At 68.5% G+C, this 12,864-nt stretch carries 12 protein-coding genes and 2 riboswitches; of the genes, 9 read left to right on the top strand and 3 right to left on the bottom strand.

All coding sequences use genetic code 11. The features are described 5' to 3' along the window. Positions 1–78 precede the first annotated feature (78 nt). From FFT10_RS13765 to FFT10_RS13735, 7 genes are all read left to right on the top strand, one after another. Positions 79–876, top strand: coding sequence for an ABC transporter ATP-binding protein (locus tag FFT10_RS13765; protein ID WP_137733403.1), 798 nt, complete (start codon positions 79–81; stop codon positions 874–876). After that, positions 869–1,594 carry an ABC transporter ATP-binding protein gene (locus FFT10_RS13760; RefSeq protein WP_137733402.1) on the top strand — a complete coding sequence of 242 codons (726 nt, stop codon included), beginning with the start codon at positions 869–871 and terminating at the stop codon, positions 1,592–1,594. The genes FFT10_RS13765 and FFT10_RS13760 overlap by 8 nt, the downstream gene beginning before the upstream one ends. Positions 1,595–1,601: 7 nt before the next feature. Further along, a complete protein-coding gene (locus tag FFT10_RS13755) occupies positions 1,602–2,477 on the top strand; it encodes a branched-chain amino acid ABC transporter permease (protein WP_137733401.1) in 876 nt (291 codons plus the stop codon). After that, positions 2,474–3,457, top strand: coding sequence for a branched-chain amino acid ABC transporter permease (locus FFT10_RS13750; RefSeq protein ID WP_137733400.1), 984 nt, complete (start codon positions 2,474–2,476; stop codon positions 3,455–3,457). Before FFT10_RS13755 ends, FFT10_RS13750 begins: the two co-directional genes overlap by 4 nt. Positions 3,458–3,523: 66 nt before the next feature. After that, a complete protein-coding gene (locus tag FFT10_RS13745) occupies positions 3,524–4,729 on the top strand; it encodes an ABC transporter substrate-binding protein (RefSeq protein ID WP_137733399.1) in 1,206 nt (401 codons plus the stop codon). Positions 4,730–4,881: 152 nt separating this feature from the next. Continuing rightward, positions 4,882–6,084: an ABC transporter substrate-binding protein gene (locus FFT10_RS13740; RefSeq protein ID WP_137733398.1), complete on the top strand. Its 1,203-nt coding sequence runs from the start codon at positions 4,882–4,884 to the stop codon at positions 6,082–6,084. Positions 6,085–6,164: 80 nt separating this feature from the next. Next, complete coding sequence (locus FFT10_RS13735; protein ID WP_137733397.1) at positions 6,165–7,364, top strand: CaiB/BaiF CoA transferase family protein; 1,200 nt, start codon at positions 6,165–6,167, stop codon at positions 7,362–7,364. Positions 7,365–7,373: 9 nt separating this feature from the next. On the opposite strand, the gene FFT10_RS13730 is transcribed toward FFT10_RS13735, so the two are convergent. The 3 genes from FFT10_RS13730 to FFT10_RS13720 are packed head-to-tail and all read right to left on the bottom strand — an operon-like array spanning position 7,374 to position 10,999. Then, entirely contained in the window at positions 7,374–9,212 is a 1,839-nt protein-coding gene (locus tag FFT10_RS13730; protein WP_137733396.1) for a gamma-glutamyltransferase family protein, read from the bottom strand. Beyond that, positions 9,209–10,513 (bottom strand): O-acetylhomoserine aminocarboxypropyltransferase/cysteine synthase family protein, encoded by a 1,305-nt coding sequence (locus FFT10_RS13725; protein WP_137733395.1) that lies wholly within the window; start codon positions 10,511–10,513, stop codon positions 9,209–9,211. The genes FFT10_RS13730 and FFT10_RS13725 overlap by 4 nt, the downstream gene beginning before the upstream one ends. A gap of 9 nt (positions 10,514–10,522) precedes the next feature. Then, on the bottom strand, positions 10,523–10,999 hold the full coding sequence (locus FFT10_RS13720; protein ID WP_137733394.1) for a CoA-binding protein: 477 nt from the start codon (positions 10,997–10,999) through the stop codon (positions 10,523–10,525). 29 nt (positions 11,000–11,028) lie between these two features. After that, positions 11,029–11,120, top strand: a riboswitch (glycine riboswitch). Positions 11,121–11,130: 10 nt separating this feature from the next. Then, positions 11,131–11,254, top strand: a riboswitch (glycine riboswitch). Between the two features lie 43 nt (positions 11,255–11,297). On the opposite strand from FFT10_RS13720, the gene gcvT reads away from it, so the two are divergent. Beyond that, on the top strand, positions 11,298–12,419 hold the full coding sequence (gene gcvT / locus FFT10_RS13715; protein ID WP_137733393.1) for a glycine cleavage system aminomethyltransferase GcvT: 1,122 nt from the start codon (positions 11,298–11,300) through the stop codon (positions 12,417–12,419). A 38-nt stretch (positions 12,420–12,457) separates the two neighbouring features. Then, positions 12,458–12,832, top strand: coding sequence for a glycine cleavage system protein GcvH (gcvH, locus tag FFT10_RS13710; RefSeq protein ID WP_137733392.1), 375 nt, complete (start codon positions 12,458–12,460; stop codon positions 12,830–12,832). The last annotated feature ends 32 nt before the right edge of the window (positions 12,833–12,864 follow it).

Below are 12,864 nucleotides of genomic sequence, written 5' to 3'. Positions count from 1 at the left end.
GCACCTATAAACCCGAACCGTTGCCGGGCAGCCCTGCCCGTGCAGCTTTCGACAGACCAGGAGCAGGTCAGGACAACAATGGCAGACACAGCAGTTCCCCTGCTCAGCGTGCGTGGTGTGACGGTCCGCTTCGGCGGCATCGTCGCGCTCGACGGCGTGAGCTTCGATGTGGAGAAGGGCCATGTGTGCGGGCTGATCGGCCCCAACGGCGCCGGCAAGACCACGCTGTTCAATTGCCTCTCCCGCCTCTACAACTACCAGGCCGGCGACATCCAGTTCGAGGGCAGGTCCATCACCAACACGCCCACGCACGAGATCTCGCAGCTCGGCATGGGCCGCACCTTCCAGAACCTGGCGATGTTCCGCACCCTGCCGGTGCGCGACAACATCATGATCGGGGCGCATTCCCGTTCGTCGGCCGGCTTCCTGGCCAGCGCCCTGCGCCTGCCCAGCGTCAAGGCCGAGGAGAAGCGCCTGCGCGACCGTGCCGACCAGATCATGGAGTACCTGGAGCTGACACCGTTCGCCGACCGCCCGGCCGGCGACCTGCCCTTCGGCACCCAGAAGCGGGTGGAGATGGGCCGCGCCCTGGCGGCCGACCCCAAGCTGCTGCTGCTGGACGAACCCGCCGCGGGCCTCAACCACGAGGAGCTGAAGGACCTGGGCCGGTTGATCCTCGATGTGCAGAACCGCCTGGGCATCACCGTGCTGCTGGTGGAGCACCACATGAGCCTGGTGATGAGCGTGTCCGACCACATCGTGGCGCTGAACTTCGGCAAGAAGATCGCCGAGGGCACGCCCGAGCACATCCAGCAGCATCCCGACGTGATCGCGGCCTACCTGGGTTCACCCGAGAACGAGGCCGCCCATGGCTAAGCTGTTCGAAGCCAAGAAGCTGAGCGCCTTCTATGGCGCCACGCAGGTGCTGTTCGACATCGATTTCGCGATCGAGGCCGGCAAGATCACCACCATCCTCGGCGCCAACGGCGCCGGCAAGACGACCACGCTGCGGGCGCTGTGCCAGATCGTGCGCACCACCGGCAGCATGACGCTGAATGCCGGCGAGGGCGAGGTGCAGCTGGTGGGCAAGGCCACCGACGCCATCGTGCGCATGGGCGTGGCCCATGTGCCCGACGGTCGCGGCACCTTCACCGCGCTGTCGGTCGAGGACAACCTCAAGCTCGGCGCCTACGTGCGCGGCGACAAGGACGCCGTCGCCAAGGACATGGAGCACTGCTTCAAGCTGTTCCCGCGGCTGCGCGAGCGGCGCAACCAGCAGGCCGGCACGCTGTCGGGCGGCGAGCAGCAGATGCTGGCCATCAGCCGCGCGCTGATGCTCAAGCCCAAGCTGCTGCTGCTCGATGAACCCAGCTTCGGCCTGGCGCCGCTGATCGTGGCCGAGATCTTCCGCATCATGCGGCAGATCAACACCGAGGACGGCGTCAGCATGCTGCTGGTCGAGCAGAACGCCAGCCTGGCGCTGAACCTGGCCCACCACGCCTACCTGCTGGAGACCGGCACGGTGGCACTGTCGGGCCCGGCAGAGCAGATCAAGAACGACGAGTCGGTGCGCCGCGCCTACCTCGGCTACTGAGACCGCCATGGAAGCACTCCTCTACCAAGTCTTCTCCGGCCTGGCCAACGGCATCATCTACGGCTCGGTCGCCCTGGCCCTGGTGATGATCTACCAGGCCACGCACCACATCAATTTCGCCCAGGGCGAGATGGCCACCTTCAGCACCTTCATCGCCTGGGCGCTGATCAACGAGGCCGGCTGGTCCTACTGGGCCGCGTTCTTCTTCACCGTGGCGGTGTCGTTCGCCGGCGGCCTGCTGGTGCAGCGCATCGTGCTCAAGCCGATCGAGAAGGCACCGGTGCTGACCAACGTGATCGTGTTCATCGGCCTGCTGCTGATCTTCAACGCGCTGGCCGGCATGTTCTTCGACCACACGATCAAGAGCTTCGCCAGCCCCTTCCCGAAGGACGCCTGGTTCGACACCAAGTACTTCTCGTCGCACCAGATCGGCTCGGCCGGCGTGCTGGTGGTGGTGCTGTTCGCGCTGTTCGCGTTCTTCAAGTACACCTCGGTGGGCCTGGCGATGCGGGCGGCGGCGCAGAACCCCGACTCGGCCAAGCTGGTGGGCATCCGGGTGAGCTGGATGCTGGGCCTGGGCTGGGGCCTGGCTGCCGCCATCGGCGCGGTGGCCGGCATGATGGTCGCGCCCATCGTCTTCCTCGACCCCAACATGATGGCCGGCATCCTGCTGTACGGCTTCGCCGGCGCGCTGCTGGGCGGCATCGACAACCCGCTGGGCGCGGTGATCGGCGGCCTGGTGGTCGGTGTGCTCGAGAACCTGCTGGGCGCCTACGTGATCGGCACCGAGCTGAAGCTGACCGTGGCGCTGGTGCTGATCGTGGGCACCCTCACATTGCGGCCTGACGGCCTGTTCGGCAAGAAAGTGGTGACCCGCGTATGAAAGCCATCGACCGCAAGTGGCTCTGGATCGGGAGCCTGCTGCTCCTGGCGGTGCTGCTGGTGCTGCCCTTCCTGGTCAAGAACTACCGGGTGTTCCAGTTCAACCTGGTGCTGGTGTATGCCGTCGCCATCCTGGGGCTGAACATCCTCACCGGCTTCAACGGCCAGATCTCGCTGGGCCATGGCGCGTTCTACGCCTTCGGCGCCTACACCGCGGCCATCATGATGGACAAGATGGGCGTGCCGTACTGGGCCACGCTGCCGGCGGCGTTCGTCCTGTGCTTCATCTTCGGCTTCCTGGTGGGCTTCCCGGCCTTGCGGCTGGCGGGGCACTACCTGGCACTGGCCACCTTCGCACTGGCACTGGCGGTGCCGCAGCTGCTGAAGTACAAGAAGATCGAAGGCTTCACCGGTGGCGTGCAGGGCATCGTGCTGACCAAGCCCGAGCCGCCGTTTGCCTTCCGCTTTCTGGACCAGCCTTTCAGCGCCGACCGCTGGCTGTACTTCTTCACGCTGGCGGTGTCGGCGCTGATGTTCCTGCTGGTGTGGAACCTGCTGCGCGGCCGCGTGGGCCGGGCCCTGATCGCGGTGCGCGACCATCCCATCGCCGCCACCGCCATGGGCATCAACCTGCCGGTGTTCAAGAGCATGACCTTCGGCGTGTCGGCCGGCGTCACCGGCCTGGCCGGTGCGCTGGGCGCCATCGTGGTGGCCTTCGTCTCGCCCGACAGCTTCACCGTCAACCTCAGCATCTTCCTGCTGGTGGGCGTGGTGGTGGGCGGGCTGGCGTCGATCCCCGGGGCGATCTTCGGCGGCATCTTCATCCAGTTCGTGCCCAACATCGCCGACGAGATCTCCAAGTCGGCACCGGCGGCCATCTACGGCCTGGTGCTGATCGGCTTCATGTACCTGCTGCCCATGGGTGTGATGGGCGGCATCTACAAGCTGTGGTTCCGCCTGCGCGCCAAGGCTGCGGGTTGATACCGACATCGTTGCCGGCGCTTTCATCGTTTTGACCTGACCACCCTCCATAGGAGACCTTGCACCATGCGATTGAACCCCCTCACCCTTGCCGTGGCGGGCTTGGCCTCGCTGCTGGTCAGCGGCGCCGCCCTGGCCCAGAAGAAGTACGACACCGGCGCGACCGACAAGGAAATCAAGATCGGCGGCATCAGCCCGTACTCGGGCCCGGCGTCGGCCTATGGTGCGATCGGCAAGGCGATCTCCGCCTACATGAGCAAGATCAACGATGAAGGCGGCATCAACGGCCGCAAGATCAACTTCATCAGCCTGGACGACGGCTACAACCCCGCCAAGACCGTGGAGCAGGCCCGCAAGCTGGTGGAAGAGGAAGAAGTGCTCTTCGTCTTCAACACGCTGGGCACCCCGCCCAACAGCGCCATCCACAAGTACATGAACGGCAAGAAGACGCCGCAGCTGTTCGTCGCCACCGGCGCCACCAAGTGGGGCGACCCGAAGAACTTCCCCTGGACCATGGGCTGGCAGCCCAACTACCAGAGCGAGTCGAAGGTGTTCGCCACGCACATCCTCGAGACCAAGCCCAACGCCAAGATCGCGATCCTGTACCAGAACGACGACTACGGCAAAGACTACCTCAAGGGCTTCGAGGACGCACTGGGCGACAAGGCCAAGAGCATGATCGTCTCGAAGATCAGCTACGAGGTGACCGATCCCACCATCGACAGCCAGATGGTGTCGTTGAAGGGCACCGGTGCCGACACCTTCTTCAACATCACCACGCCCAAGTTCGCGGCGCAGGCGATCAAGAAGGCGGCGGATATCGGCTGGAAGCCCACCCACTACCTGAACAGCGTGTCGGCCTCGGTTGGCACGGTCATGATCCCGGCAGGCGCCGAGAACGGCGTGGGCATCATCACCGCCAGCTACCTGAAGGACCCGACCGATCCGCAGTTCCAGAAGGGCAAGGAATGGGACGACTTCGTGGCCTTCATGAAGAAGTACATGCCCAACGCCGACATCAAGGACGTGAACCACACCTTCGGCTACACCGTGTCGCAGGGCCTGGTGCAGGTGCTCAAGCAGGCGGGTGACAACCTGACCCGCGAGAACATCATGAAGCAGGCGGCCAGTCTGGACATGACACTGCCGATGCTGCTGCCCGGCGTGAACGTGAAGACCGGCCCGGACGACTTCTACCCCATCGAGCGCGAGCAACTCGCCCGCTTCGACGGCAAGACCTGGCAGTTGTTCGGCAAGGTCTACGGCCGCTGATCACGGCGCCGGCGCGCGCCGCTGGCCCCAGCTCGAAAGGGCCTGCAGTTTGCAGGCCCTTTTTCTTTGTGCGTACGGGTTCATCCTCTGCGGCGCGGGTGGACGGCGGGCGTTGAATCGCAACTCCCACAACCCGACTGGAGACACGCACCATGCTTCTGCACAAACGCGCGCTGATCTTGGCCACCCTGGCCCTGTTGTCTTCAGCCGGCACGGTGCTGGCCCAAAAGAAGTACGACCCCGGTGCCGATGACAAGGAGATTCGCGTCGGGTCCATCCATCCCTACTCGGGCCCGGCGTCGGCCTACGGCACCATCGGCAAGGCCATCGGCGCCTACTTCGACAAGGTCAATGCCGAAGGTGGCATCAACGGCCGCAAGATCAAGTACCTTGCGCTGGACGACGGCTACAACCCGGCCAAGACGGTGGAGCAGGCGCGCAAGCTGGTCGAGGAGGAGGAGGCGCTGATCGTCTTCAACCCGCTGGGCACGCCGCCGAACACCGCCATCCAGAAGTACATGAACAGCAAGAAGGTGCCGCACCTCTTCGTGGCCACCGGCGCCACCAAGTGGGGCGATCCGAAGAACTTCCCCTGGACCATGGGCTGGCAGCCGCCGTACCAGACCGAGGGCGCGATCTTCGCCAAGCACATCCTCGACACCAAGCCCAACGCCAAGATCGCCGTGCTGATGCAGAACGACGACTACGGCAAGGACTACTTCAAGGGCTTCGAGGACGGCCTGGGCGACAAGAAGGGCATGATCGTCAGCAAGGTCACCTACGAGGTGACCGACCCGACCATCGACAGCCAGATCGTCTCGATGAAGGCCGCGGGCGCCGATGTGTTCTTCAACATCACCACGCCCAAGTTCGCGGCGCAGGCGATCAAGAAGATGGCCGAGGTCGGCTGGAAGCCGGTGCACTACCTCAACAGCGTGTCGGCCTCGGTCAGCGCTGTGCTGCAGCCGGCGGGGTTGGACAATTCCAAGGACATCCTGACCACGCTGTATGCCAAGGACCCGACCGACCCGCAGTTCGCCAACGACCCCGGCATGAAGGACTGGGCCGCCTGGATGAAGAAGTACTACCCCAGCGGCAACCCGACCGATGCATTCAACGTCTACGGCTACAACGTGGCGCAGACCCTGGTGCAGGTGCTCAAGCAGTGCGGCGACAACCTGACCCGCGACAACGTGATGAAGCAGGCCGCCAGCCTGGACCTGAACCTGCCGATGCTGCTGCCGGGCGTGAACATCAAGACCGCCGCGGACGACTTCTACCCGATCGAGCGGGAGCAGTTGGCCCGCTTCGATGGCAAGACCTGGATTCTCTTCGGCAAGGTGTACGGTCGCTGATCGAGCGCGTCACCGTGGCGGCTTCGGCCGCACGCCGCAGGGTCCATCATGTGGGCCCTGCTGCATTCCAGAACCCCGCCATGACCGCACCCCTGCAAGGCATCCGCATCGTCGATCTGTCGGCCGTGTTCTCCGGCCCCATGGCCACCGCGCTGCTGGCCGACCAGGGCGCCGAGGTCATCAAGGTCGAGTCGCCCGAGGGTGACACCACCCGCTTCATCGGCCCGGCCAAGGGCGACCTGGCGGCCAGCTACGTGGCGGCCAACCGCGGCAAGCGCAACCTGGCGCTGGACCTGAAATCGCCCGAGGCCATCGGCGTGCTGCATGCGCTGCTGGCCCGGGCCGATGTGCTGGTGGAGAACTTCCGCCCCGGGGTGATGGCCCGCCTGGGCCTGGCCGACGATGACCTGGCGGCACGCTTCCCGTCGCTGATCCGCGTGTCGATCACCGGCTTCGGACCCGATGGCCCACGCGGGCAGGACAAGGCCTACGACGCGGTGATCCAGGCGCTGGGTGGGCTGGCCTGCTCGCAGCGTGACCCGGCCACCGGCGCGCCGGTGATCCTGGCCAGCACGGTGAGCGACAAGGTCACGGCCCTCACGGCCGCCCAGGCCATCACCGCCGCGCTGTTCGACCGCCTGCGCCATGGCGGCCGCGGCAGCCGGGTGGAGGTGGCGATGCTCGACGCCACCGTCGCCTTCCAGTGGCCCGACGCGCTGTACAACCATGTGTGGGTGGACAACGCACCACCGGCGTTCCCCGAGTTCGGCGCCACCCAGCGGCCCTGGCGCACCGCCGACGGCTGGGTGGCCACGATGGTGCCGCAGCAGGCCGAGTTCCAGGCCTTGTGCAATGCCCTGGGCCAGCCCGGCATCACGCAGGACCCGCGCTTTGCCAGCCAGGTGGCCCGCTACCACCATGGCCCCGAGGTGCGGGCGGTGCTGGCGCCACTGTTCGCCCAGATCGACACCGCCACGCTGGAGCGCCGCTGCCGGGAAGAAGGCGCCGCGCTGGGCCGCATCAACGAGCGCGAAGACCTGCTGGCCGATCCGCAGGTGCAGCACAACGGCTGCGCGGTGCTGGTGGCCAATGGCGATGGCGACCGGGTGCGGGTGGCCCGCAGCGCTGCCCGCTTCGACGGCACGGCGATGACGCCCACCCGCGGCGCGGCACGCCTGGGCGAGCACAGCACACAGGTGCTGCAGGAACTGGGCTACGGCGCGGATGCCATCGCCGCGCTGGTGGCCAGCGGCGCGGTCCGCCTGCCCAAGGCGCGCTGAGCGGCGGCGCTACTCGCCCATCACCACGCCTTCGCGGCGTGGATCGGCGCCGCCGAACCAGCCGGTGGGCGTGCGCTGCAGCGCCTGCAGGCCGCTGGGCAGGTCGGTCTCCACGACGGTGTGGCCACGGGCCTTCAGCGCAGCCACGGTGGCCGGCGCAAAGCGCCCGGCCTCCAGCACCGTCGGCCCGTTGAAGCTGCCGAAGTTGGGCAGATCGATGGCCTGCTGGGCATTCAGGCCCCAGGGCAGGCTGCCCAGCAGCGTCTTGGCGGTGAAGTGGATGATGGCCGGCCCGCCAGGCGAGCCCAGGCTCATCAGCAACTGCCCGGTGCGGCGGTCGAACACCAGCGTGGGGCTCATGCTGCTGCGCGGGCGCTTGCCGGGCTGTACCCGGTTGGCCACCGGCCGGCCCTGGGCGTCGGTGGGCGCCAGCGCAAAGTCGGTGAGCTGGTTGTTCAGCAGGAAGCCACCGGCCAGGCCAGTGCCACCATCGCTCATCAGCCGGCTGCCGAACACCGCCTCGATGGTGGTGGTCATGGCCACCGCCCGGCCCTGGGCGTCGACGATGCTGATGTGGCTGGTGCCATGCTCGGGCTGGTCGGCCATCGGTGCCCAGGCGCTGCGGGTGCCACCGGGCGTGCCCGGCGTGGCGCGGCCCAGGCTGCGCTCGCCCACCAAGCCGGCGCGCTGCTGCAGGTAGGCATCGTCCAGCAGGCTGCCCCAGCCGCCGGGTGGCGCATCGACGAAATCGGGGTCGGCCACGTACTGGGCACGGTCGGCAAAGGCCAGGCGCGCGGCCTCGGTGTAGGCATGCAGCCAGTCTGCCGATGGTGCTCCGGCGCGCATGCCGGGCTGGTCGCCGCGCAGCGGGTCGGGCAGCAGCGGCAGGCGCTCCAGGATGCCGAGGATCTGCATGATCGCCAGGTGGCCGGACGACGGCGGCGGCATGCCGCAGACGCGGTAGCTGGCCAGCCAGTCGGTGCACAGCGGCTCGCGCTGCTTGGCGGCATAACCGGCCAGGTCGGCGGCCGCCAGGCGGCCAGGCGCGCCTACATGGCCACGCACCCGGCGCACGATGTCATCGGCCACCGGGCCGGTGTGCAGCGCGGCGCTGCCCTCGGCGGCGATGCGGCGCAGCACGGCGGCCAGCGCCGGGTTGCGCAGCAGCGTGCCCACCGGGTGCGGGCTGCCGTCGGCACGGTAGAAGTAGGCGCGGGCCTGGGGGTCGCTGCGCAGCGCCTGCTCCTCGGCCAGCTGCTGGTGCAGCCGGGCGCTGACGGCGAAGCCGCGCTCGGCCAGGCCGATGGCCGGTTGCAGCAATTGCGACCAGGGCAGGCGGCCGTGGGCGCGGTGCGCGGCTTCCAGCAGCCGCACCGCGCCGGGCACCCCCACCGAGCGGCCGCCCACCACCGCCTGCTGGAACGGCACCGGCTTGCCGTCGGCACCGAGGAACAGGCGCTCGTCGGCCGCCGCCGGCGCCGTCTCGCGGCCGTCCCAGGCCTGCACTGCCTGGCCGTCCCAGTGCAGCAGGAAGGCACCACCGCCGATGCCGCTGCTCTGCGGCTCGACCAGGGTCAGCACCATCTGCACCGCCACCGCCGCATCGACCGCGCTGCCGCCGGCCTGCAGAATCTGCAGCCCGGCCGCGGTGGCCAGTGGATTGGCGGCGGCCACGCCGAAGCGGCTGAAGGCCCAGCCGGGCTTGTGGGTGACCAGGGCCACATCGCCGGGCAGCGGCGGCAGGTCTGGCGCGCTGGGTGCGGTCGGCTGGCTGGTGCAGCCCGCCAGCGCCAGGGCAGCGACCAGGCGCCAGGCAGCACGCCGGACCAGCGGCCACTGCAGTGTCATGCGCCGGCGCTGGCCGCCAGGGCCTGGTCGATGTCCCAGAGGATGTCGTCGATGTGCTCCAGCCCCACCGACAGCCGCACCATGTCGGGCGGCACGCCGGCGGCCAGCTGCTGCTCATCGCTGAGCTGGCGGTGGGTGGTCGACGCCGGGTGGATCATCAGCGTGCGGGTGTCGCCGATGTTGGCCAGGTGGCTCATGAACTGGGCTGACTCGATGAATTTCACGCCCGCCGCCATCCCGCCCTTCACGCCGAAGGACAGCAAGCCCGACGCCCCGGGCCGCCCGCCGATGGACCGCATCTGCCGCTGCACCAGCGCATGCTGCGGATGGTCGTCCAGCCCGGGGTAGTTAACCCAGCCCACCCGCGGATGGCTGCGCAGGTGCCGGGCCACCGCCAGCGCATTGCTGCAGTGCCGCTCCATGCGCAGCGGCAGCGTCTCCACGCCCTGCAGGATCTGCCAGGCGCTCATCGGGCTCAGCGTCGAGCCATAGACCCGCAGCGTTTCCATGCGCGCCCGCATGCAGAAGCCGAAGTCGCCGAAGGTCTCGTAGAACTTCACGCCGTGGTAGCCGGCGCTGGGCTCGGTCATGCCGGGAAACTTGCCGTTGTCCCAGGGGAACTTGCCGCTCTCCACGATCACCCCGCCCAGCGTGGTGCCGTGGCCGGCCAGGTATTTGGTGGCCGAATGCACCACGATGTCGGCGCCCAGCGCGATCGGGTTGCACAGGAACGGGCTGGGCACGGTGTTGTCGATGACCAGGGGCAACCCGTGCGCATGGGCCACCTCGGCCACGGCGGCGATGTCCAGCACCGCCAGGCTGGGGTTGCCCAGGCTCTCGGCAAACACCGCCCGGGTGTTGGGCTGGATCGCCGCGGCAAAGGCCTTTGGCTGCGTCGCATCGACAAACGTGGTGGTGATGCCGAACTTGGCCAGGCTGACGGCCAGCATGGTCACCGTGCCGCCGTACAGCGCGCCGGCGGCCACCACATGGTCGCCCTGCTGCAGCAGCGTCATCAGCGCCATGGCCTCGGCGGCCATGCCGCTGGCGCTGGCCACCGCGGCACGGCCGCCTTCCAGCGCGGCCACGCGCTCTTCCAGCGCGGCCACCGTGGGGTTGCTCAGCCGGCTGTAGACATTGCCGAAGGTGGCCAGGTTGAACAGGTCGGCCGCATGGTCGGCGCTGTCGAAGACGAAGCTGGTGGTCTGGTAGATCGGCAGCGCGCGGGCGCCGGTCTCGCGGTCGGGGACCTGGCCGGCATGGATGGCCAGGGTCTCGGGCTGGAAGATGCGGTCCGTCATGCTCGTCCTTCAGGCCCGGCGGCGCGCCGACACCACGCCGGTGTTGACACCCGCCCAGTGCAGGCCGCCGAACAGCCGCGCATGCTCGATCTTCACGCAGCGGTTCATCACGCTGTCGAGCCCGGCGGCGCGCACGGCGGCGTCGGCCGCGAGGTTGACCACCCCGATCTGCTGCCAGAGGCACTTCGCGCCGATGGCGATGGCGCTGGCCGCCACCGGGCCAACGTCGTCGGTCTTGCGGAACACGTCGACGATGTCGACCGGCTCGGCGATGTCCTCCAGCCGGGCCACGCAGGGCATGCCCAGGATGGTGCCGCCGGCCTGCCGCGGGTTGACCGGCAGGATGCGGTAGCCCTTGCCCTGCATGTAGGCCGCGGCAAAGTAGCTGGGCCGGTGCCACTCGGCCGACAGGCCGACCACGGCGATGGTCTTGGCTTGCTGCAGGATCCTGCGCAGCGTCAGGGCGTCGTCCGGGCCAGGGTGCATGACGCCATCATAGGCCGGGCTGCTACACTGGATTTCGACCAGGAGAGAGCTTCGCGAGAAGCCGCCGAAGGCGCAGGGCCGCAAGGCTCGAACGCTCAGGCAAAAGGACTGGTCGGCGCCCCGGCAACGCGGCGTTCCTCGTCTGGAGAGAGACGGGCCAGGCCGCAAGGCGGGCGCCCGTCCACCGAAGGGGCAAGCCACCGTGGCACAGGCGCGGCGGCCAATCTCTCAGGTAAAGCGGACAGCGAGGGCATCCCCCCACTCGGTTGGGGTCTGGTCCTGCCCTCGAAAGCTCCGCATGTCTGCTGACAACGCCCCGCTGCTCCACACGCCCCTGCACGCCCTGCATGTCGAACTGGGCGCCAAGATGGTGCCCTTCGCCGGCTATGCCATGCCGGTGCAGTACCCCGCCGGCATCCTGGCCGAGCACCGCCACTGCCGCGACGGGGCGGCGCTGTTCGATGTCTCGCACATGGGCCAGCTGCAGCTGCGCGGCGCCGATGCGGCCGCCGCGCTGGAAAGCCTGGTGCCGCAGGACATCATCGACCTGCCGGTGGACAAGCAGCGCTACGCCTTCTTCACCAATGCCCAGGGCGGTTTGCTGGATGACCTGATGGTGACCCGCCGCGCCGACCACCTGTTCCTGGTGGTCAATGCCGGCTGCAAGGTCGACGACACCCGGCACCTGATCACGCACATCGGCCACCGTTGCCAGGTGGTGCCCATGCCCGACCACGCCCTGCTGGCGCTGCAGGGCCCGAAGGCGGTGGTGGCGCTGCAGCGGCTGAACCCCGGCGTGGCCACGCTCAGCTTCATGACCGGTGGTGACTTCGAGCTGGCCGGCACGGCCTGCTTCGTCACCCGCTCGGGCTACACCGGCGAGGACGGCTTCGAGATCTCGGTGCCCGCCGACCAGGCCGTGGCCCTGGCCCGCGCGCTGCTGGCCCAGCCCGAGGTACAGCCCGCCGGCCTGGGCGCACGCGACACCCTGCGCCTGGAGGCCGGCCTGTGCCTGTACGGCCACGACATCGACACCCGCACCTCGCCCATCGAGGCCGGCCTGACCTGGGCCATCCAGAAGATCCGCCGCCCGGGCGGCGCCCGCGCCGGCGGTTACCCCGGCTCCAGCGTGATCGACGGCCACCTGACGGTGGGCGTGGCGGTCAAGCGGGTGGGCCTGGTCGGGCTGGAGAAGGTGCCGGTGCGTGAAGGCGCCGCCATCGTCGACGCCCACGGCTCGCCGCTGGGCCGGGTGACCAGTGGCACGCTGGGCCCGACGGTGTTCGAGCCCATCGCCATGGCCTACCTGGCCGTCAACCACGCCGGCCTGCAGCACGAGGTGTATGCCGAGGTGCGCGGCAAGCGCCTGCCGATGCGCGTGAGCCCGATGCCGTTCACGCCCCACCGTTACCACCGCTGAATTCCGTTCAACACCTGTCCCCGAAGAGGAGCCCCCGCATGACCACCAAGTTCACCGCCGACCATGAATGGATCAACATCGAGGACCACGAGGCCGCGGTCGTCGGCATCACCCTGCATGCGCAGGATGCGCTGGGCGACGTGGTCTATGTCGACCTGCCCGAGGTGGGCCGCAGCTACGCCAAGGGCGAGGTGTCCGGCGTGGTCGAGAGCGTGAAGGCCGCCGCCGACATCTACATGCCGGTGACCGGCGAGGTGGTCGAGGTGAACGAGGCCCTGCGCGAGAACCCCGCCCTCGCCAACAGCGACCCGATGGGCGAAGGCTGGTTCTTCAAGGTCAAGGTGACCGACATGGCCCAGTTCGACGAACTGATGGACCCGCCGGGCTACGACGCCCTGCTCAAGACCCTCTGACCTGCCCCACCCTTCTGCCCTGAGCACCACCG

Origin of the sequence: Pseudaquabacterium pictum, from assembly GCF_005403045.1 — a bacterium.
In the GTDB taxonomy this organism is placed as follows: Bacteria; Pseudomonadota; Gammaproteobacteria; order Burkholderiales; family Burkholderiaceae_C; genus Pseudaquabacterium; species Pseudaquabacterium pictum.
The sequence above is the reverse complement of the archived record's forward strand: the minus strand, read 5'-3'. Positions and strand labels throughout refer to the sequence as shown.